The sequence below is a fragment of the Xanthobacter flavus genome (genome assembly GCF_017875275.1).
Lineage (GTDB): Bacteria > Pseudomonadota > Alphaproteobacteria > Rhizobiales > Xanthobacteraceae > Xanthobacter > Xanthobacter flavus_A.
Genome location: NZ_JAGGML010000001.1, coordinates 4,189,109 through 4,213,526, shown reverse-complemented (window position 1 = coordinate 4,213,526; position 24,418 = coordinate 4,189,109). Strand labels below are relative to the sequence as shown.

23 protein-coding genes are annotated in these 24,418 nt (G+C 67.7%); 14 read left to right on the top strand and 9 right to left on the bottom strand.

Annotated features, from left to right (window positions below):
- Nucleotides 1-51: 51 nt before the first annotated feature.
- The 3 genes from J2126_RS19930 to J2126_RS19920 all read right to left on the bottom strand — a co-directional run bounded on the left by J2126_RS19930 (nt 52) and on the right by J2126_RS19920 (nt 3,105).
- Nucleotides 52-1,362, bottom strand: a complete 1,311-nt coding sequence (locus J2126_RS19930) for an MFS transporter (protein ID WP_209488586.1) — start codon at nt 1,360-1,362, stop codon at nt 52-54.
- 136 nt (nt 1,363-1,498) lie between these two features.
- Nucleotides 1,499-2,251, bottom strand: a complete 753-nt coding sequence (locus J2126_RS19925) for an SDR family NAD(P)-dependent oxidoreductase (RefSeq protein ID WP_209488585.1) — start codon at nt 2,249-2,251, stop codon at nt 1,499-1,501.
- 11 nt (nt 2,252-2,262) lie between these two features.
- Nucleotides 2,263-3,105, bottom strand: coding sequence for a fumarylacetoacetate hydrolase family protein (locus J2126_RS19920; RefSeq protein ID WP_209488584.1), 843 nt, complete (start codon nt 3,103-3,105; stop codon nt 2,263-2,265).
- 136 nt (nt 3,106-3,241) lie between these two features.
- Between J2126_RS19920 and J2126_RS19915 the strand changes: the two genes are divergently transcribed.
- The 6 genes from J2126_RS19915 (at nt 3,242) to J2126_RS19890 (ending at nt 9,576) form a co-directional block, all read left to right on the top strand.
- Nucleotides 3,242-4,267, top strand: a complete 1,026-nt coding sequence (locus J2126_RS19915; RefSeq protein ID WP_209488583.1) for a LysR family transcriptional regulator — start codon at nt 3,242-3,244, stop codon at nt 4,265-4,267.
- Nucleotides 4,268-4,508: 241 nt separating this feature from the next.
- Entirely contained in the window at nt 4,509-5,258 is a 750-nt protein-coding gene (locus J2126_RS19910) for a Crp/Fnr family transcriptional regulator (RefSeq protein WP_209488582.1), read from the top strand.
- 256 nt (nt 5,259-5,514) lie between these two features.
- The gene (locus J2126_RS19905; protein ID WP_209488581.1) at nt 5,515-6,819 is read left to right on the top strand and encodes a M20 family metallopeptidase; all 1,305 of its coding nucleotides are present in this window, start codon (nt 5,515-5,517) and stop codon (nt 6,817-6,819) included.
- The gene (locus tag J2126_RS19900; RefSeq protein WP_209488580.1) at nt 6,816-7,658 is read left to right on the top strand and encodes an ABC transporter permease; all 843 of its coding nucleotides are present in this window, start codon (nt 6,816-6,818) and stop codon (nt 7,656-7,658) included. Before J2126_RS19905 ends, J2126_RS19900 begins: the two co-directional genes overlap by 4 nt.
- Before the next feature lie 26 nt (nt 7,659-7,684).
- Nucleotides 7,685-8,701 (top strand): taurine ABC transporter substrate-binding protein, encoded by a 1,017-nt coding sequence (locus tag J2126_RS19895; protein ID WP_209488579.1) that lies wholly within the window; start codon nt 7,685-7,687, stop codon nt 8,699-8,701.
- Nucleotides 8,698-9,576 carry an ABC transporter ATP-binding protein gene (locus tag J2126_RS19890; protein WP_245327497.1) on the top strand — a complete coding sequence of 293 codons (879 nt, stop codon included), beginning with the start codon at nt 8,698-8,700 and terminating at the stop codon, nt 9,574-9,576. Before J2126_RS19895 ends, J2126_RS19890 begins: the two co-directional genes overlap by 4 nt.
- Before the next feature lie 24 nt (nt 9,577-9,600).
- Here J2126_RS19890 and J2126_RS19885 read toward each other — a convergent pair whose 3' ends face one another.
- The 5 genes from J2126_RS19885 to J2126_RS19865 form a co-directional block, all read right to left on the bottom strand.
- Entirely contained in the window at nt 9,601-10,977 is a 1,377-nt protein-coding gene (locus J2126_RS19885; RefSeq protein WP_209488578.1) for an amidase family protein, read from the bottom strand.
- Nucleotides 10,970-11,767 (bottom strand): ABC transporter ATP-binding protein, encoded by a 798-nt coding sequence (locus J2126_RS19880; protein ID WP_245327496.1) that lies wholly within the window; start codon nt 11,765-11,767, stop codon nt 10,970-10,972. The genes J2126_RS19885 and J2126_RS19880 overlap by 8 nt, the downstream gene beginning before the upstream one ends.
- A gap of 47 nt (nt 11,768-11,814) precedes the next feature.
- The gene (locus J2126_RS19875; protein WP_209488576.1) at nt 11,815-12,654 is read right to left on the bottom strand and encodes an ABC transporter permease; all 840 of its coding nucleotides are present in this window, start codon (nt 12,652-12,654) and stop codon (nt 11,815-11,817) included.
- Nucleotides 12,655-12,666: 12 nt separating this feature from the next.
- The gene (locus J2126_RS19870) at nt 12,667-13,653 is read right to left on the bottom strand and encodes an ABC transporter substrate-binding protein (RefSeq protein WP_209488575.1); all 987 of its coding nucleotides are present in this window, start codon (nt 13,651-13,653) and stop codon (nt 12,667-12,669) included.
- A 129-nt stretch (nt 13,654-13,782) separates the two neighbouring features.
- Nucleotides 13,783-14,538, bottom strand: a complete 756-nt coding sequence (locus J2126_RS19865) for an SDR family NAD(P)-dependent oxidoreductase (protein WP_209488574.1) — start codon at nt 14,536-14,538, stop codon at nt 13,783-13,785.
- Between the two features lie 225 nt (nt 14,539-14,763).
- Between J2126_RS19865 and J2126_RS19860 the strand changes: the two genes are divergently transcribed.
- From J2126_RS19860 to cydB, 3 genes are all read left to right on the top strand, one after another.
- Complete coding sequence (locus J2126_RS19860) at nt 14,764-16,194, top strand: MFS transporter (protein ID WP_209488573.1); 1,431 nt, start codon at nt 14,764-14,766, stop codon at nt 16,192-16,194.
- A gap of 177 nt (nt 16,195-16,371) precedes the next feature.
- Nucleotides 16,372-17,766 (top strand): cytochrome ubiquinol oxidase subunit I, encoded by a 1,395-nt coding sequence (locus J2126_RS19855; RefSeq protein WP_209488572.1) that lies wholly within the window; start codon nt 16,372-16,374, stop codon nt 17,764-17,766.
- Between the two features lie 27 nt (nt 17,767-17,793).
- Nucleotides 17,794-18,798, top strand: a complete 1,005-nt coding sequence (gene cydB / locus J2126_RS19850) for a cytochrome d ubiquinol oxidase subunit II (protein WP_209488571.1) — start codon at nt 17,794-17,796, stop codon at nt 18,796-18,798.
- 24 nt (nt 18,799-18,822) lie between these two features.
- Here the strand turns inward: cydB and J2126_RS19845 are convergent, their stop codons facing one another.
- Complete coding sequence (locus tag J2126_RS19845) at nt 18,823-19,572, bottom strand: ribonuclease HII (RefSeq protein ID WP_209488570.1); 750 nt, start codon at nt 19,570-19,572, stop codon at nt 18,823-18,825.
- 176 nt (nt 19,573-19,748) lie between these two features.
- On the opposite strand from J2126_RS19845, the gene ypfJ reads away from it, so the two are divergent.
- The 5 genes from ypfJ (at nt 19,749) to J2126_RS19820 (ending at nt 24,408) form a co-directional block, all read left to right on the top strand.
- On the top strand, nt 19,749-20,642 hold the full coding sequence (ypfJ, locus tag J2126_RS19840; protein ID WP_209488569.1) for a KPN_02809 family neutral zinc metallopeptidase: 894 nt from the start codon (nt 19,749-19,751) through the stop codon (nt 20,640-20,642).
- 368 nt (nt 20,643-21,010) lie between these two features.
- On the top strand, nt 21,011-21,292 hold the full coding sequence (locus J2126_RS19835) for an acyl carrier protein (RefSeq protein ID WP_012113283.1): 282 nt from the start codon (nt 21,011-21,013) through the stop codon (nt 21,290-21,292).
- A gap of 9 nt (nt 21,293-21,301) precedes the next feature.
- Complete coding sequence (locus J2126_RS19830) at nt 21,302-21,775, top strand: 3-hydroxyacyl-ACP dehydratase FabZ family protein (RefSeq protein WP_209488568.1); 474 nt, start codon at nt 21,302-21,304, stop codon at nt 21,773-21,775.
- Complete coding sequence (locus tag J2126_RS19825; RefSeq protein ID WP_209488567.1) at nt 21,768-22,961, top strand: beta-ketoacyl-ACP synthase; 1,194 nt, start codon at nt 21,768-21,770, stop codon at nt 22,959-22,961. Before J2126_RS19830 ends, J2126_RS19825 begins: the two co-directional genes overlap by 8 nt.
- Nucleotides 22,962-23,124: 163 nt before the next feature.
- A complete protein-coding gene (locus J2126_RS19820) occupies nt 23,125-24,408 on the top strand; it encodes a beta-ketoacyl-ACP synthase (protein WP_209488566.1) in 1,284 nt (427 codons plus the stop codon).
- The last annotated feature ends 10 nt before the right edge of the window (nt 24,409-24,418 follow it).

The window sequence follows — 24,418 nt, the reverse complement described above, 5'->3', positions numbered from 1 at the left end:
CTTCGCCCCGCGTCGTGCGCGGGGCGTCAGTTGGTCGAAATCAGGCGCAGATCACGCGCGGCGGGCGGCCGGCGCGGCGGGAAGCGCCCGCGACTGGCCGATGGCGAGGATCAGCAACGCGCCGATGAGCGTGGTCCCGGCGAGCAGATAGAGGCCGGCCGACTGGGAGGCGAAAGCCGCCTCCGCCCAAGTCTTCACGTTCGGCGCCACGAAGCCGCCCAGCGCACCGAGCGAGTTGATGAGGGCGATGCCGCCCGCCGCCGCCACGCCGCCGAGGTAGTCGGTGGGGAAGGTCCAGAAGATGGGCTGCACGGCGATGAAGCCAGCCGCGGCGAAGCACAGCGCGAGGAGCGCCAGCGCCGGCGAGGTGGTGGCCACCGATGCTGCGATGCCAAGGCCCGACACCGCAAGGATCGCCGCCGCATAGCCACGCCTGTTGCCGGAGGCGTCCGCCATGCGCGGCAGAATGTAGGCGGCCACCAGCGCGCACACCCACGGGATCGCCGAGACGAAGCCCACCTGCAGGCCGACCTTGGTGCCGAGCAGGTTCGCCACCTGCGTCGGCAGATAGAAGACGACGCCGTACACGCTCATCTGGATGAGGAAATAGATGAGCGCGAAGTGCAGCACCTTCATGTTGCGCATGGCGGAGAGCAGGTGCGACGGGCCGTGGGTGGTCTTGTGCGCCTCCTCGGCGGCGAGAACGCCGCTCAATTCGTCCTTCTCGGCCTGGGTCAGCCACTTGGCGTCAGCCGGCTTGTTGTCGAGGTAGAAATAGGCCCAGACACCGACGACGGTGGCGAGCAGCCCTTCCACCATGAACATCCACTGCCAGCCATGCAGCCCGCCGAGGCCATGCCAATCCAGCAGTAGGCCGGACAGCGGCGAGCCGAAGATGAAGGCGAGCGGCGCGCCGAAATAGAACAGCCCCATCGCCCGGCCGCGGGCGAAGGAGGGGAACCAGAGGGTCAGATAGAAGATCACGCCCGGGAAGAAGCCGGCCTCCGCGGCGCCCAGCAGCACGCGCAGGACGTAGAAGGTGAATTCGTTGTGGGCGAACATCATGGCCGCGGAGATGAGGCCCCAGGTGATCATGATGCGCGCCATCCAGATGCGCGCACCGACACGGTGCATGATGATGTTCGAAGGCACTTCGAACAGCGCATAGCTGAGGAAGAAGATGGAGGCGCCGAGCGCGAAGGCGGCATCCGAGATGCCGGTGTCGGCCTGGAACGCCTTCTTGGCGAAGCCTACGTTCGCCCGGTCGAGGAAGGCGAGCACGTACATCAGCAGAAGGAACGGCAGGAGCCGCTTTGTGACCTTGGAAATCGTCGCCTGAAGCGACGCGGACGGGGCGGGCATGAGCCTCTCCTGTTGGAAACGTTGCCTCCGGCCGTCTCGGGCTCATTCCCGGACGGCTCTTGTCTTGGCGCGGCCCGATGGCCGGGATGCGCGGGGAGACGGCGGCGTCACGCCGCCAGTAATTCTCGTATTGCGGTCAATACACCGCGCGGCCGCCGGAGATGTCGAACACCGCGCCGGTGGAGAAGGCGCAGTCCTCGGACGACAGCCAGGCGATGAGGGACGCCGCCTCGTCCACTTCCAGGAAGCGGCCCATGGGGATCTTCGACAGCATGAAGTCGATGTGCTCTTGGCTCATCTGGTTGAAGATCTCGGTGCGCGCGGCGGCGGGCGTGATGCAGTTCACCAGTACGTTGGACTGCGCCAGTTCCTTGCCCAGCGACTTGGTGAGGCCGATGAGGCCGGCCTTCGACGCGGAATAGTGCGAGGCGTTGGGATTGCCTTCCTTGCCGGCGATGGAGGCGACGTTGACGATGCGGCCCCAGCCGTTGGCGAGGAGATGCGGCACCACCGCCTTGGAGGTGAGGAAGGGGCCGACGAGGTTCACGTCGATCACCCGCCGCCACACGTCGGTGGCGAGTTCCCACGTCTTGCCGTTGCCGCCGGTGATGCCGGCATTGTTGACAAGGATGTCGATCTTGCCGTGCTTCGCCGCGACGCTGGCGGCGGCGGCGGTGACGGAGGCTTCGTCGGTCAGTTCCACAGTCTCGGTGGAGACCTTCCCGAGTTTGCCGAGTTCAGCCGCAGCCTCCGCGAGGCGGGCGGCGTCGATGTCCCAGAGCGAAACCTCGGCGCCGGAGGCGAGCATGCGCTGCGCGGTGGCATATCCGATACCGCGCGCGCCGCCGGTGATGATGGCCACGCGGCCCTTGAGATCAATGTTGGTCATGGCGCTGCTCCTCAGCCCTGCACGGTGGTCTGGCGCTGCTCGCCGAGGCCCTGGATGCCGAGGCGCATGGTCTGGCCCGGCGTGAGATAGAGCGGGGGCTTCTGCCCGAGGCCGACGCCGGGAGGGGTGCCGGTGGAGATCACGTCGCCCGGCTGGAGGCTCATGAACTGGCTGATGTAGCTCACGAGGTGCGCGACGCCGAAGATCATGGTGCGGGTGGAGCCGTCCTGGAAGCGCTTGCCATCCACCTCCAGCCACATGTGGAGGTCCTGCGGGTCGGCCACCTCGTCGGCGGTGACGAGCCAAGGACCCATGGGTCCGAAGGTGTCGCAGCCCTTGCCCTTGTCCCACTGGCCGCCGCGCTCGATCTGGAATTCGCGCTCCGACACATCGTTGATGACGCAATAGCCGGCGACGTGGGAGAGGGCGTCCTCTTCGCTCACGTATTTGGCCGGCTTGCCGATGACGATGCCCAATTCCACCTCCCAGTCGGTCTTCTTCGAGCCGCGGGGGATTTCCACATCGTCATTGGGTCCGACGATGGAGCTGGTAGCCTTCATGAACAGCACCGGCTCGGATGGCACGGGCAGACCGCTCTCGGCCGCATGGTCGGAATAGTTGAGGCCGACGCAGACCAGCTTGCCCACGGAGCCGACACAGGCGCCGATGCGGGGATTGCCCTCCACCAGCGGCAGGGTCGCCGGGTCGATGGCCTTCAGGCGATCGAGGCTGTCAGGAAGCAGGGCGGTTCCGGCGATGTCGGGGACGGAGCCGGTGAGGTCGCGCAGGCGGCCTTCCGCGTCGATGAGGCCAGGGCGTTCCTGCCCCGCCGCGCCATGGCGAACGAGCTTCATGTGTTTCCTCCCATCGGTCCGCCGTTCGTCCGTTATGGGCCGGACCGGTTCGAGCCAATTCGCGGGGACGCTAGCCGACTGAGCGATAACGGGATAATGAGAAGTTCTGTTCAGCCTATTCCATCAGGTTATCGCCATGCGGGACCTCGCACCGACGGCGCTCCTCTCGCGCCTGCGCTTCAAGCAGCTTCGGCTCGTGGACGTTCTCGGACGCACGGGAAATCTCCGCCGCACGGCGGCGGAGCTGAACATGACGCAGCCGGCTGCGACGAAAATCCTGCAGGATCTGGAGGACACGCTGGGGGTGAAGCTGTTCGAGCGCACGCCGCGTGCCATGATCGCCACCGAGATCGGCACCCATGTGGTGGACTATGCGCGCCGCGCGCTGACCGATGGCGAACGTTTCGCCGGAGCCCTCGCCAATCTCAAGCGCGGCGGCTATGGCGCGCTGGCGCTCGGGGCCATCATGGCGACCGCGTCCGACCTCCTGCCCCGCGCCATCGCCGAGCTGAAGCGCCAGCGTCCGCTCATGACCATCCAGGTGCTCGCCACCACCTCCGACCAGCTCATCGGCGCGCTCGGGCGGGGCGAGCTGGATCTCGTCATCGGCCGCCTGCCCACCAGCGAGGACCGGGCGAAGTTCGATTTCGAGCCCCTCTCCATGGAGGAGCTGTGGGCGTTCGCGGCGGCTTCGCATCCGCTGGCCGGGCGGACCCATCTCGACCTCGCCGACATGGGCGATCTGCCCTGGGTGCTCCAGCCGGCCCCGAGCCCCATGCGTCGTCTCATCGATACCGCATTCGCCGCGGCAGGGCTCAGGACGCTCGACAATCTGGTGGAGACCTCCTCCATCTTCGCCACGCTCAATCTGGTGCGGCACGCGGGCATGGTGTCCATGCTGCCGAGTACCATTGTCGCGCAGGAAGTGGCCGGCGGCGGCTTCGTCCGCCTGCCACTGGAGGTGAAGGGAGAGCTGGAGCCCTATGGCATCGTCACGCGGAAAGGCGTCGTGATGACGCCCAACGCGGCCGAATTCCTGTCCATCCTCAAGTCGCTCATCGCCAGCAAGGATCAGGAGGGCATGAGCCCGAGCGGTACAGATGGAAGGACTCGGCCTGGGGCCAACACCCTTTCCACCAAGCGTAAACCGGTCCGGAAATGACGGCAGGCATGCCCCTGCGCGCTCATAAACGACCTCCGTGCTTTGATGTGCCTCGGCCTGTCCGCCTCTTTGAAATCTGACCGCGAGACCGACAGCTTCCGCGACATCCGCCGGGCTGGCCGGTGCCGGCCCGGCGCTCGCCATGCAGATGTGATATCCGTGGACGACGGGAGATCGACGCGGCGTCTCGATATCCCCAGAGATCGGCCTCCCGCGCGACGAGAGGGTGGGACGAGGACCCATGGCATCAGATGGCGGACAGGAGCCCGGCCTCGGCGCGCCCATCCTTCTGGCGGAATGGGAGATGCCCCTTCTGCGCGAGGCAAGCCTCATCGAGCGGCTGTCGGAAGAGGACCAGGCGCTGGTGCGGATGCACGGCCACGAGATGCGCCTTGCATCCGGCGAGCCGCTTTTCCGGCAGGGCGAGCGCCACGACGGGATCGTGGTGATCGAGGAGGGCCAGATCCGCAGCTTTTACGTGGCGCCCTCGGGCCGGGAGATCACGCTCGCTTATTGGGCCAGAGGCCATTTCGTGGGCGGACCGGACGTGTTCGGCGGCGGCACGCACATGTGGGCGGCGACGGCGGTCCGGCCGAGCCGGCTGGTCTTCCTGCCCGGCGCGGGCCTGCGCCAGCTGGCGCGGCAAGTGCCGGACCTCGCCATCGGCATCATCGATGCGCTGGTGTTCAAGGCACGCTGCTACTCCGCCTTCGCGCAGATGCTCGGCACGCGCTCGGTTGCGCAGCGGCTCGTGCAGCTGCTGCAGCACCTCGCCCAGACCTATGGCGTGAAGGATGAGCGCGGCATCCTCATCGCCGCCGCCTTCACCCATGCGGACCTCGCCGCCCTCATCGGCGCCACGCGGCAATGGGTGACGGTGCAAATGGGCCGGATGCAGCAGGACGGCATCCTCACCAACCGGCGCGGCCTGATGGTCATATTGAAGCCGGAGGCCCTCGCCTCCGAGCTGGAGCGGGCCGACCCGCGCTGACCATCTACCCGGACGGCGCGATGCCGAGGCCTGCGCGTCTCAAGCAACGAATTGCTTTTATACATAAATTATCGATTTGATATTTTTTAAGCGGCCTGACTAAGGTCCGCTCTGGCTCCGGCCGCGAAACTGAGCGACAGCCATTCAAAAGCAATTCCTTTGCAATGGCAGAACCGCTCTATTCTCCAATGAGATAACGGCGCATTCCGCAAGTGGCATCCCCCTTGCTGAGGTCAATTCATATTCCGAGGATGCCATGACCGTCGCACGATCCGCCCAGCCCGCCGTAGCCTCCCACCGCGACGCGGTTTTGTCGTTCATCACCGAACAGGCGTGGCTCGATCTCGCTTGCGAATTGATCCCGGCCGGCCAGCCGGAGGCGGAGAATCCGCTGGACCCGGACTTGCCAGGCGGGAAGGAAGAGGGCATCGCACTTCTACTTGCCGACAAGCTGGCCGCGCTCGGTTTCACGGTGGACCTGAAGGCCCGCACGCCCCACCGGCTTAATGTCATCGGCGCGCTTGCGGGGGGTGGGGAGGGACCGTCCCTCATCCTCAACGATCACCTCGACACCTACCCTGCCGGCGATTGGGCGGCCTGGACCATGACCGGCGGCCATCCCTTCCGGCCGACGCGCCACGGCGATCTGCTCTATGCGCGCGGCACGTCGGACACCCGGGGCAATCTCGCCTGCACACTGCTCGCGGTGGAGGCAATCCGGGCGGCTGGCGTGCGCCTCAAGGGCACGCTGAAGTGCGTCTATACGGCAGACGAGGAGAAGAACGGGCCGGACGGCTCCATCTTCCTGCTCGACGAATGCGGGCTTGAAGCCGACTACACCATCGTCTGCGAGCCCACGGCCTGGACCGCGCCCGATGGCGGCTGGGGCATGGGCATCGCCATCGCCAATTGCGGCAACTTCCTCGTGGAGGTGGAGACCTCCGGCATCAAGACCCATCTCTGGCGCCCCGATACCGGCATCAATGCCATCACCAAGATGATGGAGCTGCTGCCGCAGCTCGAACAGATGAGCTTCGCCCATACCCCTGCCCCGCACGCGGGTGGCACGCCGCCTATGGTCACGGTGCTCCGCATCGCCGGGGGCGTGCCGCGCGAAATGCAGTTCACGCCCGACAGCTGCAAGGCGGTGCTGGGCGTGGTGGGCATCCTGCCCGGTATGACGCGCGAGAGCGTGATGGCGGACATCAATGCCGTGATCACGGGCGCGCTCGCTGCCGACCCGACCCTGAAGGCCGAGGCCCGTCCCTTCCCCGGTGCCCTTTTCGTGGATGGCACGGGCGAGCAGGAGGCGGACGCCGAACCCGTGCGCACTCTGCGGAAGGCCTATGGCGAGGTGCTTTCGGGCGAGCCGAAGCTCTATCGCAAGAACGCCTTCAACGACACCATCCGCTTCTCCGAGCGCGGCTTCAAGGCCATCACCTTCGGCCCAGGTGAAGACGGCTGGGCGCCGGTGAACGAGAGCATCCACATCGGCAAGGCGGTGGCGGCAACGCGCATCCTCGCGCTCACCGTCATGGATCTGCTGGGAGTGGAGGAATGAGCGCCGTGGAGACCGCTCCCGAGCACGCTTCAAGCCCGGTCCGGCCAAGGCTGCTGCCGGCCCGGCTGCGGGCCGCCCTGCCCCGCACGCGGCTCCTCACGGCGCTGACCGCCGCCACGCTCTTCGCGCTGTGGTGGCTCGCGGCCCATTATGCGTGGGTGAACCCGCTGTTCCTCCCTTCGCCCAGGACGGTGTGGGACGCCTTCGTGCGCACCGCCACCGTGGGCTACCAGGGCAGCCTCCTGCACGAGCACCTCATCGCCAGCCTGTACCGGGTGCTGGCGGGCTACAGCCTCGCGTGCCTCGTGGGCATCCCGCTCGGGATCGTCATGGGCCTCAGCCGCGACGTGAAGGCGGTGTTCGATCCGGTGATCGAATTCTACCGGCCCCTGCCGCCGCTGGCGCTCTACACCCTGATCGTCATGTGGCTCGGCATCGGCGATGCGTCCAAAATCGCCATCCTTTTCCTCGCCGCTCTGCCACCGCTGACCATCAGTTCCATGCAGGCGGCGGCGAGTGTCGATCCGCGCTACGTGAAGGCGGCCAAAAGCCTCGGCGCCAATTCGCGCCAGCTGTTCCGGCACGTCTTCCTGCCCGCCTGCCTGCCCGGCATCTGCACCGGCATGCGCATCTCGCTCGGCTTCACCTACACGGTGCTGGTGGCTGCCGAGATCGTCGCCGCGACCGCCGGCCTCGGCTGGATGATCTGGGACGCGAGCAAGTTCCTGCTCGGCGACATCGTGATCATGGGCCTGTTCGTCCTCGCCTTCACCGGCATGGCGCTGGATTTCCTCATCCGCCTCACCGAGCGCGCCCTCACCCCCTGGCGCTTCCGCTGACCCCCTTTCGCCGACTGGAGACTGAGATGAACACGCTTCGACGCACGGCTTCCCTTCTACTCGCCGCCGCCTTCTCCCTCGGCCTTTCTGCCGGCGCACGGGCGCAGCAGAAGCCGGAGGGGATCACCATCGGCTATCTTAACCTCGTCAATGCCCAGCTCGTCACCAAGGCGCTGGGCCTGCACGAGAAGTCCGGCGTGCCGATCAAGTGGGTCAAGTTCGGCTCGGGCGGCGACATGAACCGCGCGGTCGCGGCGAACCAGGTGGATTTCGGGGGCGTCGGCAACCCGCCCTTCACCCTCGGCGCCACCCGCGCTTTGCCCTACAAGGGCATCTTCGTGCTCAACATGCTCGGCCCGGTGGAATCCCTCGCCGTGCGCTCGGACAAGAACATCAAGTCCCTGAAGGACCTCGCCGGCAAGACGGCGGCCGCCCCCTTCGGCTCCACCACCCATTATCTGTTCATCGCCGCGCTCAAGGAGGCGGGGGTGAACCCCACCGACGTGAAGCTCATCGACCTTTCGCCCTCCGATGCCGTCGCCGCCTGGCTGCGCAAGGACATCGACGCGGCCTGGATCTGGGAGCCCAACCTCGACAAGATCGTGAAGAACGGCGGCGAAATCTTCCTTACCAGCGGCGAGATGGCGAAGCGCGGCTATCCCACCTGGGACGTGGGTGTCGTGATGAACGACTTCGCCGCCAAGTATCCCGCGCAGGTGGTCGCCTATGTGAAAGCGGAATGCGAGGGAATCGACTACTGGCTGAAGCATCCGAAGGAGACGGTGGACATCATCGCCAAGGAACTGTCCCTGCCGCCCGATGACGCCGCGCGCATGATGCAGGGTACCACCATCGTGCCCTGCCCCGAGCAGTTGACGAAGGACTATCTCGGCACGCCCGGCCAGATCGGCCAGTTCGCCGATACGGCCCTCGCGACAGCCACCTTCCTGAAGGACCAGGGACGGCTTCCCACCGTCCTGGACCGGGCCGGCTACGCGGCCTTCATCGATCCGTCCTACCTCGCGAAGGCGCTCGGCAAATGAGCGGCATTCGGGTGGCCACCGCGATGGCCCCGCCCCCTCCCCAGCCCACGCACCTCGCCCCTGCACCGGGGCGAGGCCGGTTGCAGCTGAAGGACCTCTCCATCGCCTACGGCGAGGGCGCAGCGCGGCGCACCGTGGTCGAGCGCTTCGACCTCGACGTGGAGCCGGGTGAGTTCGTCTGCGTGCTCGGCCCGTCCGGCTGCGGCAAGTCCACGGTGCTCAATGCGGTGGCGGGCTTCGTGCCCGCCGCGCGCGGGCTTCTGGAAGTGGATGGCGAAACCATCCGCGGCCCCGGCGCGGACCGGGGCATGGTGTTCCAGCAGGCGACTTTGTTTCCCTGGAAGAGCGTGCTGGACAACGTGGCCTTCGGCCCGCTCATGTCCACCGGGAGCACCTCGACGGCGGAGCAGACGGCGCGGACCTTCCTCTCGCTCGTCGGTCTTGCGGCGTTCGAGAAGCACTATCCGTCAGAGCTGTCGGGCGGCATGCAGCAGCGCGTGGGCATCGCCCGCGCGCTCGCCAACTACCCGCGCGTGCTGCTCATGGACGAGCCGTTCGGCGCCCTCGACGCGCAGACGCGGGCGATGATGCAGGAAGCGCTCCTGAACATCTGGGCGGAGTTCCGCACCACGGTTTTGTTCATCACCCACGACATCGAGGAAGCCATCTTCCTCGGCGACCGCGTGGTTGTGATGAGCGCCAATCCGGGACGCATCGTCGCCGACATCCGCGTGGACATTCCCCGCCCGCGCGCGCCCGAAGTGCAGTTCTCGGAGGCGTTCGTCGCCATCAAGCGGGAATGCTTCGCCCATATCCGGTCTGAAACGCTGAGGGCCTTCGCCCACCAGCAGAACGCCGCCGTACCGGCGGCGTAATCCTTCGATGCGGAAGCGGCAGGGTCACGCCTGCCGCTGGAACTGCCGCGCGAGACCGGCCACCACGCCATCCTGCCCGGCGAGCCCGATGAAGCTGAGCGACGAGGGCAGGCCCGCGCGGGCGGGAGCGCCCGGCGCAGCGATGGCGCATAGGTCCATGGGAGCCACGAAATAGGTGTAGGTGCCCATCACCGAATTCCGGGCCATGGGGTCCGCCAGCATCTCCTCGATGGTGTAGATGGTTGGCACGGTGGGCACCACGAAGGCGGCGAAGTCGGCGAGCGCGCCTTCGGCCGCGCGCTGTAGTTCTCGCATCCGGTACAGCGTCTCGAACGCCTGTTTGGCGGAATAGCCGCGCCCCGGCTCGATGGCGGCGAGCGCTGCCGGGTGGACGGCGTCGCGATGGGTGGAGATGATCTCGTCGTACTCGACGAGGCGCTCGGCCACCAGCGCGGACTGGAACACCAGCCTTCCCGCCTCCTCGAACGGCGCGAAATCGATCTCCTCCAGCGTGAAGCCGAGCCCGCGCAGACGATCGAGATTGGTGGCGAAGGCGGCCTCGGCATCAGCATCGCCGAAGAAGCGCATCTGATCCTGGCGCGGAATGGCGAGGCGGGATGACGGCGCCGGTGCCGGCGCGGTTCCGATGGCATCCGCATCGCGGCGGCTCCAGGGATCGAGCGCGTCATAGCCGGCGATCAGGCCCAGGATCTCGCTCGCGTCATCCACATGGGTCGCAAAGATGGGGATGCAGTCGAGCAGGCGGCTGTTGTAGACGGCGCCGCGCGTACTCACGAGCCCGAGGGATGGCCGCAGCCCCACGATGCCATTGCAGGCGGCCGGAACCCGTCCCGATCCGCCCGTGTCGCTTCCCAGCGAGAAGGAGACGATACCAGCCGCCACGGCGACGCCGGAGCCGGAGCTGGAGCCGCCGGGGATGAAGGCGGGGTCGAGCGCGTTGCGGCACAAAGGCTCCGGGCTGCGCGTGCCGTTCAGGCCCGTCGCAAACTGATCCAGCGTGTTCTTGCCGATGAGCACGGCGCCCGCCGCCTCGAGGCGCGTGATGGCGAGCGCGCTTTCCTGCGGCGCCATGGCGACGGCCGGGCAATTGAGCGTCGTCGCCATGCCCGCGACGTGCAGATTGTCCTTCACCGAAAACGTGAGGCCGAGCAGGGGAAGGTGCTCGCCGGCCTTGGCGCGCGCTGTAACCGCTGCCGCAGCGCGTTCCACGTCCGCGCGGGGAACCAGAGCGGTGAAGATGCCGTCTTCCGCCGCCGCCTGTGCGCGATCGGCTGCGTCCAGCGCCAGCGCCACCGGATCGGCCCCGGCGGCGAGCGCGGCCCGGGCGGTGGTGAAGCCGGTGCCTGCGGGGTGCGCGGCGGGAGCAACCTTATCAAGCATCGTGGGTCCCTTCGAAGGCCTTCTGGCTCTGCTGTCGGATGAGATCGAGACACTCGCGGCGAAGTGCCTGGAACGGCGCGCCAAGCGTCGTCTCGATCGTGCGCGGGCGCGGGAGCTGAACCGCGAGATCGCGGACGATGCGCCCCGGTCCCGCCGACATGACGAGCACGCGGTCGGCCAGCAGAACGGCCTCGTCGATATCGTGCGTGACGAAGAGGATGGTGGTGTCCAGCTGCGCCCACAGACGCAGCAAGCTCTCCTGCATCACCGTCCGGGTCTGGGCGTCGAGCGCGCCGAACGGTTCGTCCATCAGCAGGATGTTCGGCCGGTTGGCGAGCGCGCGGGCGATGGCGACGCGCTGCTGCATGCCGCCCGAGAGGGTATGCGGCAGCGCGTCGGCAGACCGCGAGAGGCCGACCATCTCGATCAGTTCGTCGGCGATCGCGCGGGCCTCGGCGCGGGATTTTCCGGCCATGCGCGGGCCATGCGCCACGTTCGCGCGGACCGACTTCCAGGGAAACAGACGGGGCTGCTGGAACACGACGCCCCGATCCGGGCCGGGGCCGGTGACGGTTTTCCCGCCGACCACCACGTCCCCCTCATAGGGCGTCTCGAAGCCCGCGACCGCGTTCAGCAGGGTGGACTTGCCGCAACCGGATGGCCCCAGCAGACAAATGAACTCGCCCCGGCGCACCTGAAAGGATACGCGGTCGACAGCCGGCACCAGTTCGCCGCCGTCCCGCTCGAAGGCGATGGTGACGTCGCGGACGTCGATCTCGACCTCGCCCATCTGCCGCATCGGCACGGGCGTCGGCTTTCGGATCATGGAGATAATGCTCATCGCCACCACACCAGGCGCTGCGCCAGCGTCGCAAAGCAGCGATCGGCGATGAAGGAGATGAGGCCCAGCGCCGCGAGGCCGGCAAAGACGAGCCCGGTCTGCATGTTCTGCTGGGCCAGCTGGATACGATAGAAGATGCCCGCGAAGGCGCCCGCCAGTTCTGCCGCCACCAGCGTGTAGAAGGAAATCCCGACCGCCGTGCGGAGCCCGACGACGATGAAGGGGAGCGCGCTCAGAAGCACCACCTCGCCGACAAGCCGTCGGCGGGGCGTGCCGAGCATCTGGGCGGCGCGCACCAGTCCCTGGTCCACCTTCTGAACGCCGAGGTGAGTGGAAAGCCACACGGTGAAGAACACACCCCAGACGATCAGGAAGACCTTGCCGCTCTCCGACAACCCGAACCACAGGATGACGATGGAGACGAAGGCGATGGGCGGGATCGGCCGCAGCACCTGAAACAGCGGGCCGAGCAGCCCGGAGAAGAAAGCGGAGCGCCCAGTCAGCAGACCGCATCCGACCCCGACGACGGAACCGACGAGGTAGCCGGTCGCCACACGCTTCAGGCTCGCCACCACGTCCTCGATGAACAGGCCGCTCGTCACCCATTCCATTGCGGCGCGCGCGACTTCGGTGGGCGCGGGAAACAGGATGGGATTGACGATCCGCGCCTGCGCGATCAGTTGCCACACCATCAGGAACAGCGGGATGGACACCACCCCCACCGCCATGTTGATCCGCTGGCTCAGCCGGGCCTTGCGCCGCCGGCTCGCCCCCGCGGCCGGAAGCACAACGCCCACTGGTCGGGAGAGTGCCGCCGGGGGAGAGATATCCGCCATGACGCCGGCGCTTCAGTTGAGCTTGTAATTGACGCGGGCGGCGTCCAGCGTGCGCAGAGGCTCGGGAAAGAGCACCACCGCGAAATCCGGCATGCCGGTCACGCCGGGCGGGTGGTTCTTCGTGTCGAGGCGCCACTGGGCATGAGCCTTCAGGGCATCGATCTGCTTGGCGCCGATGCCGACCTGATAGACATAGTCGCTCCAGATCGGCTTCAGATCCTCGGGCTTCATGCCGACGGCCTTGGAGACCACCTCGATCGCCTCCTCGGGATGCGCCTTCACCCACGCTTCGGCGGTGATGAGCGCGGCGAGGAATTTCGAGACCACCTGCGGATTGGCCTTCAGGTAATCCTGCATCACCACGATGTTGAAGGTCTCGGAATAGACGCCCTTGGTGTCGAGCAGAACAGCCTCGTCGCCGAGCGCCTTCTTGCCGTTGGAGATGTGGGGCTCCCAGGTATCGTAAGCATCGATGCTGCCGGCCGCCATCGCGGGCAGCATTTCCTGGGGCTTGAGATTGACCAGGGTGACATCCTTGGCGGTGAGCCCGGCCTTCTTCAGCAGCTCGGTGGTGTAGACCTCGCTGCCGGTGCCGGCGGTGTAGGCGATCTTCTTGCCCTTGAGATCGGCGATGGTCTTGATGCCCGCTTTCTTCGCGGTCAGAGTCTTGACGTCCGAATATTCCATGCCCGCAACGAAAGCGATGGGCTGTCCCGCCATGGCAGCAGCCGTAACCGGGGCTTCCGCGGTGGTGGCGATATCGGCTCCGCCGCCGATCACCGTGTCGAGGGCCTGCTTGCCGCTGGTGAAATTGCTGACCGTGACATCAAGGCCTTCCTTTTCGAACAGGCCCTGAGCCTTGGCGACGATGGTCAGCGCCGAGATGGGCGCCAGGTTCTGCGCGAGGCGCGCCTTCACGAGCTCTGCCGCTCCGGCGCTCGAAAATGGACCTAGGAGGAGGGCCGCGGCAATAACGCTGGAGAGCTTGAAATGCTGCATGGCCGGTCTCTCTGGTGCAGTGCACGGATGGCGCCATCGAATGCGCCCCGGCCCGGCTTTAGAAGCAATTAATTGCTGACTGCCGAGACCTGATCGCAAAAGCTTCCAGAACGTGCCTGACGCCACGGATCACTGCGCCAGAAACCCGCCGTCCACGGCCAGGACGTGGCCGGTCACCATGGCCGCCATGGGGCTCGCGAGGAAGAGGATGGCGTCCGCCACCTCCTCCGGCTCGGCGATGCGGCCGAGCGGCATCAGCTTCTCGATGGCGGCGAGCTTGTCCGGATCGCGCATCAGGGGATCGATGAAGGGTGTACGCACCCAGGTGGGCGCCACCGCGTTCACGCGGATCTTCACCGGGGCAAGCTCCACGGCCAGACCGCGGGTGAAATTCACCACCGCCCCCTTGCTCGCCTGATACGCCGGGTTGGGATAGGGCCCGCCGCCGCTCAGCCCCATGATGGACGTGACGTTCACGATGGCGCCGCCGCCCCGCGCCGTCATGGAGGGGACAGCCGCCCGCGCGCAGAGGAAGCCGCCGGTGACGTTGACGGCGAACACCTTCTCCCAGTCGGCAAGCTCAAGCTCCGTCAGACCCTTGCGGATGGACAGTCCGGCATTGTTGACGAGGATGTCGAGACCGCCGTGCGTTGCGACCACCTGACCGAACGCGGCTGCGACCGCGGCCTCGTCGGTCACGTCAAGGGCCAGCGCCTCGGCGCCGGAGAGGCCGGCTGCTGCGCGTCCGGCCGCGTCCCCGTCACGGTCGGCGAGGATGACGCGCGCGCCGGCCTCGGCCATGGCGGTCGCGGCGGCAAGGCCGATGCCGCTCGCTCCGCCCGTCACCACCGCCACCTGTCCCGTCAGATCGAGCCTTCGCGCCATGTGCCGTCCCCGGTTCAACTGCGCCGCGGCCGCGGCGAGAGGAGCGTTGATAGAAGATCGCTCCATCGATCTCCAGCAAAGCGCCACGGGCCGTGCCCCATGACAAGCGCTGCGGGCATCGACTAGAACTCTGCCGGACACAGCGACGATGGATCGATGGACCAGGGACTTCCAGGCAGCGCCGCGCCCACGCCCAGCCGTCTTGTTCAGAGGCTCGCCCGCCTCATGCAGGAACCCGCCCCCGTCGCGGCATTGGAACGGCTGCCGTGGCATTCCTGGATTGTCGTCGGCCTCGTCTCCATCGGCGCCTTCGTCGGCCAGCTCGACGCCACCATCGTCCAGCTCGCTTTGCCGACGCTGGCGAGCACGTTCGACGCCGGGCTCCATGCGGTGAGCTGGGTGTCGCTCGGCTATCTCGTGGCCTTCGCGTCCTTCCTGCCGATCTTCGGGCGCGTGTGCCAGATGTACGGGCGCAAGACGCTCTATCTCGTCGGCTATATCGTCTTCGTGGTGTCGAGCGCCCTGTGCGCGCTGGCGCCCGACCTGCCCTCGCTGGTGGCGGCGCGCGTGGTGCAGGGCATCGGCGGCGCGCTGCTGGGGGCCAACAGCATCGCCATCCTCGTCACCGCCGTGCCGGAGGAGAAGCGTGGGCGAGCGCTCGGCGTCTTCGCCGCGGCGCAGGCCATCGGCATGAGCGCGGGGCCGGCCGTGGGCGGCATCGTGCTCGGCGCGCTGGGATGGCCGTGGATATTCTGGCTTACCGTGCCGTTCGGCCTCCTCGCCGCGATAGCCGGCTGGGTCGCCCTGCCGCGCACCTCCGGTGCCCGGCCCGAGGCCCGGTTCGACTGGCTGGGCGCGCTGCTGCTCGCGCCGGCGCTGGTCATCCTAGTGCGTGCGCTGAACCACGCCGCCGGCTGGGGCCTGACATCGCCGCAGACCCTCGGCAGCGCGGTGCTGGCGACGGGGCTGCTGTGGCTGCTGGTGCGGCAGGAGCGGCGTGCGGCGCTTCCGCTCGTGGACCTCAAGCTGTTCGCCAATCCCGGCTTCGCGCTCGGCGCGACGGCGGTGGTGCTCGGCTATGCCATGCTCTACGCCATGTTCTTCCTCATGTCGTTCCTGCTGGAGCACGGCTACGGCGAACGCGCGTGGGAAGCGGGCCTGCACCTCGCCGTCATCCCGGTCATCCTCGGGCTGGTGGCGCCCCTCAGCGGCGGCCTCGCCGATCGCATCGGCATCCGGGTGCTGGGGGCCGGGGGGATGGGCGTGTGCCTCCTCGGCCTCATGGTGCTCGGCCTCGGCGTCGGCGCCCCCGCGGCGAGCCAGCTGATGAGTTTCGCCGCCTTCATGCTGTTTGGCGCCGGGCTCGGCCTGTTCATCGCCCCCAACAACCACGCCACCCTCAAGGCCGCGCCCCCGGAGCTGGCGACGCAGGCCGGCTCCCTCCTGAACCTGATGCGGGTGTTGGGCACCAGTCTCGGTGTCGCGGGGGCGACCTCCACCCTGTCACTTGGGCTGAAGCAGGCCGGCGGGATGACGGACCGGATGAAGGACGTCTCCGGCCCGGCGCTGGTCGGGGCCGTGGAGTGGGGGATTGTTCTCGTCGCCGTGATGGCGCTCATTGCCGCAGTCCTCTGCGTTCTAAGGCCACGTTCCTAGCGGCTTTTGCCACGTGGTGCGGCATTCGGGCATCGGGCTGGAGGGGCGTTTCACGCGCCTGCGTATCGACGCCGCCGGTCGCCCCGTCTATGGTCCAGCTGCGTCCTGCAGGTTGCATCGCACCCATCCGCGGCCGGATGATGCGCAGCCCTGACGGGACTGCCAGGAGCGGACGCCATGGATTTCGATCCAGTCACCCTCGCACGCATGCAGTTTGCCTTCACGGTCTCGTTCCACGTCATCTTTCCGGCCTTCACCATCGGCCTGTCCGCCTTCATCGCGACGCTGGAGCTGATCTGGCTGAAGACCGGGAAGGACGTGTTCCATCGCCTCGCGCGGTTCTGGACCAAGATCTTCGCCGTCTCCTTCGCCATGGGCGTCGTGTCCGGCATCGTGCTGTCCTACCAGTTCGGCACCAATTGGAGCCGCTATGCCGAGTTCGTCGGCTCGGTAATTGCGCCGCTCATCGGCTTCGAGGTGCTGACCGCCTTCTTCCTGGAGGCCACCTTCCTCGGCATCATGCTGTTCGGCTGGAACCGGGTGCCGCCGTGGCTGCATGTCCTGTCGTGCTGCGTCGTGGCGTTCGGCACCTTCATGTCTGCCTTCTGGATCCTCGCCGCCAACAGCTGGATGCAGACGCCGGCCGGCTACGAAATCCGCGACGGCGTCGGCTATCCGCTCGACTGGCTTGAGATCATCTTCAACCCGAGCTTCCACTGGCGCCTGCCGCACATGCTGCTCGCCGCCTACCTGACCACCTCGCTGGTGGTGCTCTCCGTGGGCGCGCGCTACCTGCTGGCCGGCAATTTCAAGGAAGAATCACGCGTGATGATGGTCATGGGCATCGGCATGCTCGCCATCGTCGGTCCCATCCAGGCCTTCGTCGGCGACAGCCACGGCCTCAATACCGCGCACTACCAGCCGGCCAAGATCGCCGCCGTCGAGGCGCACTGGGACAGCACCAAGCCCGCGCCCCTCGTTCTGTTCGCCTGGCCGGACGAGAAGGCCGAGAAGAACCTGTTCGAGATCTCGATCCCGAACGGTGCCTCGCTGATGATCACCCACAGCCTCGACGGCCTCTTCCCCGGCCTCAAGGATTTCCCGCCGCAGGATCGCCCGCCGGTGTTCGGCCCCTTCTTCGGCTTCCGCGCCATGGTGGGCGTGGGCGTCATCATGATCCTGCTGGGGTGGATCGGTGCCTGGCTGATTTTCAAGGGGCGCGAGACCACCACCCGCTGGTACCTCGTCGTCACCTCGTGGTGCTGGCCGCTGGGCTTCATCGCCATCCTGGCCGGCTGGATCGTCACCGAGCAGGGCCGCCAGCCCTGGGTGGTGGAAGGGTTGCTACGCACAGAGGATGCCATGTCGCCCCTCGCGGGCTGGACGGTCGGGCTGTCGCTGACGCTATTCGTCATCATCTACGCGGTGATCTTCGCCACCGGCATCCACTTCATGAACCGGCTCATCGTGCGCGGTCCCGACCAGACCCTCATCCAGCCGCCCGCCCGCGAACGCCCCACACGCCCCCTCGCCGCCGCCCATGGCGAAGGCCAGATGACCCCCGGAACCTGACCCACGGACGCGCAGGAGGACTAGGCCATGGAATGGTATCTCCCCGTCATCTGGGGCTTCATCATCGGCGTCGCGGTCATCATGTACGTGGTGCTCGACGGCTTCGACCTCGGCATCGGCATCCTGTTCCCCTTCGCCAAGGAGGAGAGGGAACGCGATGTCATGATGAACACCGTCGCCCCCTTCTGGGACGGCAACGAGACCTGGCTCATCCTCGGCGGCGGCGGCCTGTGGGTGGCCTTCCCCAAGGCCTATGCGGTGGTGATGCCGGCGCTTTATCTGCCGGTCATCATCATGCTTCTGGCCCTGGTGTTCCGGGGCGTCGCGTTTGAATTCCGCTGGGTGGCGGCCTCCAGTCGGCGGCTGTGGAACTTCGCCTTCTCCGCCGGCTCGCTCGTGGCGGCCTTCTTCCAGGGCATCATTCTCGGCGGGCTCCTCCAGGGCATCACGGTGAAGGACGGCGCCTTCGCCGGCGGTCCCCTCGACTGGGCGACGCCCTTCGCGCTCCTGTGCGGCGTCGGCGTCGTGGTGGGCTATGCCCTGCTTGGGGCCACCTGGCTGCTGGTGAAGACCGAAGGCACCATCGCCGACCGGGCGCGCAGCCACGCCATCCCGCTGCTCCTCGGCGTCATCGTGCTGATGGGGCTGGTGAGCCTGTGGACGCCGCTGGCGTTCGATCGCATCGCCACGCGCTGGTTCTCGCGGCCCAACATCTTCTTCCTCGCGCCGGTGCCCATCGTCACCGCTGCGCTGGCCTATTTCGTGTGGCACTGGCTGCGCACGGGGCGGGAGATGCTGCCGTTCTTCGGCACCATCGGTCTGTTCGTGCTCGGCTTCGCGGGCCTCGCCATCTCGACCTTTCCCTACCTCGTGCCGCCGAGCCTCACCGTGTGGCAGACGGCGGCAGCCCCGCCCAGTCAGATCCTGATGCTGTTCGGCGTCATCTTCCTACTGCCCGTGGTGCTGGGCTACATCGTCTTCGTCTACTGGATCTTCCGCGGCAAGGTGCGGGAAGGCGAAGGCTACCACTGAGGGCGCGTAGCGGCGCGGCGTAACCTATTCCGCCGCCTCGGGCACGTTGGCTCCACGGAACAGGCCGAGCTGCTGCTCGCGCACCGGCGCGAAGGACCGGCGGTGATGCAGGCAGGGGCCGTGGGTGACGAGCGCCGTACTGTGCTCGGCCGTCGCGTAGCCCATGTGCCGCTCGAAGCCGTAGGCGGGGAAGGCCGCGCCCACACCGGCCATCAGCCGGTCCCGCACCACCTTGGCGACGATGGAAGCGGCGGCGATGGAGGCAATCAGCCCGTCCCCGCCGATGATCGCCTCGACCGCACAGGGCACCTTGGGTGGATCGTTGCCATCCACCAGCAGGAAGGCAGGACGGCACGGCAGCCCCCGCACCGCCTGCGCCAGCGCCCACAGGGTCGCCTGCCGGATATTGTCGCGGTCGATGCGCTCCGGCGGCGCCATGGCCACCGCCACCTCGGCGGTGGCGCAGATTTCCAGATACAGGGCCTCGCGCTTGGCCCGTGTCAGCCGCTTCGAATCGTCCAGCCCCTGCGGCACCCGCGCCGGGTCGAGCACCACGGCGGCGGCGACCACGGGACCGGCCAGCGGCCCCCGTCCCACTTCGTCGGCACCCGCGACAGGGGTATGTCCCTGAGCGTAAAGGCCGCGCTCGCGCGCGAAATCGAGACCTGTCCACAGGGTCGCGACTGGCGCCGCCACCTTGCGCGGCCGGCCACGCGGGCGCGCGGCGGTCTGCGCAACAGTCTGGCTGGAGTTCGGCTCTCGGCGCGGTGGCATCGGTCCGGTGCTCGCCCGGTGAGGCCCCGGCGACGGGCAGGCCGAGCGATTCGGCCACTGACGTCGTTGATAGCATGGAACCGCGGCCGCGGCCGGGGATTGCTCCTCGTGCCGTGTCAGCCCATGTTCAAGGTCACGGTTCAAGCTGCCGGCGTTGGCGTCCGCGGGAGAAGAGCATGCGGTGGGAGGATTTCCGCTCCAGCGACAATGTGGAAGACCGGCGCGGCAGTGGCGGCGGCGGCTTCCAGATGCCCGGGGGCCGTGGCGGCCTCGGCATCGGAACCATCATCGTCGTGGGGCTGATCGGCTGGGCGCTGGGCATCAATCCGGCGGTTCTCATCGGCGGGCTGGAGGCCATCAATGGCGGCGGATCGCCCCAGCAAAGCGCGCCCGCCCCGCAGCGCGGCCGCCCGACCGCCCCGCCCACCGACCAGCTCGGGCGCTTCGCGGCGGCGGTCCTCGCCCAGACCGAGGACGTGTGGACCGAGCTGTTCCGCGCCGATGGCAAGACCTATCAGGATCCCAAGCTGGTGCTGTTCTCCGGCTCCACCCGCTCGGCCTGCGGCGGCGCGCAATCGGCCATGGGGCCGTTCTACTGTCCGCTCGACCAGAAGGTGTATCTCGACCTCACCTTCTTCCAGGAGATGAAGAACCGCTTCAAGGCGGGGGGTGATTTCGCGCAGGCCTATGTCATCGCCCACGAGGTCGGCCACCATGTGGAAAACCTCATCGGCATCCTGCCGAAGGTGCAGCAGGCCCAGGCCCGCGCCTCGTCCCGCGCCGAGGCCAACAATCTCTCCGTCCGCGTGGAGCTGATGGCCGATTGCCTCGCCGGCGTATGGGCCTACCACGCCAATGCTCGCTACCGCATTCTGGAGCCCGGCGACGTGGAGCAGGCGCTCAATGCCGCCAGCGCCATCGGCGACGACGCGCTGCAGAAGCGCTCACAGGGCTATGCGGTGCCCGACAGCTTCACCCATGGCACGTCGCAGCAACGGGTGAACTGGTTCACCCGCGGCCTGAAGACGGGCTCCATGCAGCAGTGCAATACCTTCTCGGGCCCGATCTGACGCAAAGCGGCGGATTCGTGCGCCGATTCGTTCCGGCTCGACGGGCATTCGAAATCACAACCCTTCGCGGCGCTGCGGGACGCCTTGAGCGCGGCTGCGCGTGGCCGCCCGCCGGCTTCCCCCTTGCCTCCGGGCGGCTGGCGTGCGAAGCAGCGTCAGCGCACGGTGCCGCCGCGGGAGACCTCTCGCGCGGACCGTTCGGCGTCGGCCATTGAAACCTCTTGCAGCCTTCGCTATAGGGGCCGACAACTCATTCCGAAGGGGCCATGCGGCCATCCCTCGGCCCCGGTCGGTGCCCTGCACCATGCCTGCGCGCCACGCGGGCGGGCCGCGACCGCAAGGGCCGAGCATACGAGAGGCGTCAGTCCATGTCTTCGACGTTCGACACGGTGGCCAACATCATCGCGGAAACCTGCGACATTCCGCGCGACACCATCACGCCGGACAGCCACGCCATCGACGATCTGGGCATCGACAGCCTCGACTTCCTCGACATCGCGTTCGCCATCGACAAGGCCTTCGGCATCAAGCTGCCGCTGGAGCAGTGGACGCAGGAAGTGAACGACGGCAAGGCCACGACCGAGCAGTATTTCGTGCTCAAGAACCTCTGCGCCCGCATCGACGAGTTGGTCGCTGCGAAGGCGGCCTGAGGCCGATAGATGCGTCCTGAAGTCTTCAAGATGATCGACCGGGTCGTCGCCATCGACCCGTCGCTCCAGAAGATCCACTGCCAGGGCCTGGTGCCCGAGGAAAGCTCCATCTTCGAGGGGCATTTTCCCGGTTACCCCATCATGCCCGGCGTGCTGCTGATCGAGGCCATGGCCCAGACCACCGGCTGGCTGGTGCTCGCCCGCAACCGTTTCGACCGGATGCCCTTCCTCGCCACCGTGAAGGAAGCGAAGCTGCGCACCTTCGTGCTGCCGGGGCAGAATCTCGATCTCTACTCGGAAATCCTGCACGAGGGTTCCGGCTTCGTCGTCGCCAAGACGAACGCCACCCTTGAGGGCAAGCCCATCTGCAGCGCCGAACTCACCTTCCGCGTGCTCCCCTGGCCGGAAGGCAAGATGAAGGCCGTGGTGATGAAGGTGGCCGAGTACGTCTCCTTCCCCCTTTCGGAATTTGCCGATGCCTGACGTGACTGACGGCCGGAGCCGGACCCAGCGCGACGTCTGGATCACCGGCATCGGCCTCGTCTCCTCCCTCGGGGAGGGGCTCGATGCCCACTGGCAGGCGCTCACCGCAGGCTCGGGTCCGGTCACGGACACCGCCACCTTCGCGCCTTACGTGGTTCATCCGCTGGTGAAGGTGAGCTTCGACAGCCAGATCCCCAAGAAGGGTGACCAGCGGCAGATGGAGCCCTGGCAGCGCATCGGCACCTATGCTGCCGGCCTTGCGCTGGACGCGGCCGGCATCGCCAAGAACGCTGAAATCCTGTCGAACACCGACATGGTGGTCGCGGCCGGCGGCGGCGAGCGCGATTTCGAGGTGGACGCCTCCATCCTCAACGATCTGGCAAGCTCCAACGACACTGGGCGCCTGCTGAACGAACGTCTCCTGTCGGACCTGCGGCCGACCCTCTCGCTGGCGCAGCTCTCCAACCTGCTCGCCGGCAACATATCCATTGTCCACGGCGTGACCGGCTCGTCCCGCACCTTCATGGGCGAGGAGAGCGCCGGCGTGGACGCGGCCCGCGTCGCTTACGCGCGCATCGCGGCGGGCCAGAGCGAGATCGGGCTCGTGGGCGGCGCCTACAATGCCGAGCGTGAGGACACTCTGCTCCTCAACGACCTCGACGGCTTCTGCATGAAGGGCGACTTCAGCCCGGCCTTCACCGCCCCCGGCATCGGCTCCGGCTCCATGGGCGCCTTCCTGGTGCTGGAATCGCCGGAGCATGCCAAGGCACGGGGCGCGACGCCCATCGCCAAGCTGTCCGGCGTGTGGTCCGAGCGGGCCAAGCGCGCCGTCACCGGCGCCATCACCGCGAAGGTGAAGGTGCTCCTCGACAGGGCCGGCACAGCGCCGGGCACTGCCGTCATCTCCGGCGTCACCGGTGCCCGCGAGGCGACCGAGGCCGAGGCCGAGGCGCTGACCGCGAGCGGCCTGCCCGTGCGCGCCGTCGCCAATCGCATCGGCCACGGCTTCGAGGCCCAGTTCATTGCCGCCCTCGCCCTTGCGGCGCTGGCAGTGTCCAAAGGCACCTTGTTCCCGCCGCTCCCCGGCGACCCGCTGGAAAAGCCGGCGGATGGCGTCTCCCGGGTGATCGTGACCCAGGTGGGCCACTGGCGGGGCGAAGGCGCGGGTCTCGTCGAGAAGGCCTGAGGGCCTTTCTCCCTCTCCCGCGAGGGAGGGACGGACGATTGTCCTTTGCGCCGGCTTCAGCGTATTTTCCGGCGCGAGTGCCGGGCCCTCCCACTGCGCGGGTCCCGGCGCGCCCTTCGAGCGGCGCCGGGGCGGGCGCGCTTCAACGACAGGAGCCGCGATCATGACGCAGGCGCATCTCGACAAGTTCGGCCGCCCCATCGTGGTGGTGACGGGTATCGGCGTCGTCACCTCCCTCGGTCAGGGCAAGGAAGACAACTGGCGGCGCCTCACCGCGGGTGAATCCGGCATCCACACCATCACCCGCTTCCCCATTGAGGGCATGCGCACCACCATCGCGGGCACGGTGGACTTCCTGTTCGACGGCCGCGTGGCGGCCCCCAACCTCTCCGAGAAGCTCGCGACTCTCGCTGCCGAGGAAGCCATCGCCGAATCCGGCATCGGCACGCCCGGCGAGTTTCCCGGCCCGCTGTTCGCCGCCGTGCCTCCGGTGGAGCTGGAATGGCCGGAGCGCCAGCAGATCGCCGAAGCGGTGGGCCACTACCCGATCGTCTATCACGACCTCCTGGGCGCGGCGGCCACCGGCAAGTTCCGGCCGTGGCACGAGCGCTTCCTGTTTGGCTCCGTGGCCGATCGCCTGGCCGACAAGTTCGGCACCCAGGGCCAGCCCATTTCCCTGTCCACTGCCTGCGCCTCCGGCGCCACCGCCATCCAGCTCGGCGTCGAGGCCATCCGCCGCGGCGAGACCGAGGTGGCGCTATCTCTGGGCACGGACGGCTCGGTGCACCCCGAGGCGCTGATCCGCTTCTCGCTGCTCTCCGCCCTGACCACCGCCAACGAGAAGCCGGAGGAGGCCGCCCGCCCCTTCGCCAAGAACCGCGACGGCTTCGTCATGGCCGAAGGTGCCGCCGCCCTGGTGCTGGAGAGCTACGCCCATGCGGTCGCGCGCGGCGCGAAGATCCTCGGCGTGCTGGAAGGCTGCGGCGAGATGGCGGACAACTTCCACCGCACCCGTTCCAGCCCGGACGGCCGCCCCATCGTCGGCTGCATGAAGAATGCGCTGGCTGATGCCGGCGTGACGCCGGACGACGTGGACTACATCAACGCCCACGGCACCTCGACGCCCGAGAACGACCGCATGGAATATGTGGGCCTCAAGGGCGTGTTCAGCGAGGAGAAGCTGGCGGCAACGCCCATTTCCTCAAACAAGTCCATGATCGGCCACACCCTGACGGCGGCCGGGGCCATCGAGGCGGCGGTGTCGCTGCTCACGATCCAGAATGGCCGCATCCCGCCGACCATCAACTACAACATCCCCGACCCGGCCATTCCGCTGGACGTGGTGCCGAACGTAGCCCGCGATGCGCAGGTGCGGCGGGTGATCTCCAACTCGTTCGGCTTCGGCGGCCAGAACGTCTGCCTCGTGCTCGCGGCGGAGCCGGCGTGAGCGGATCGCG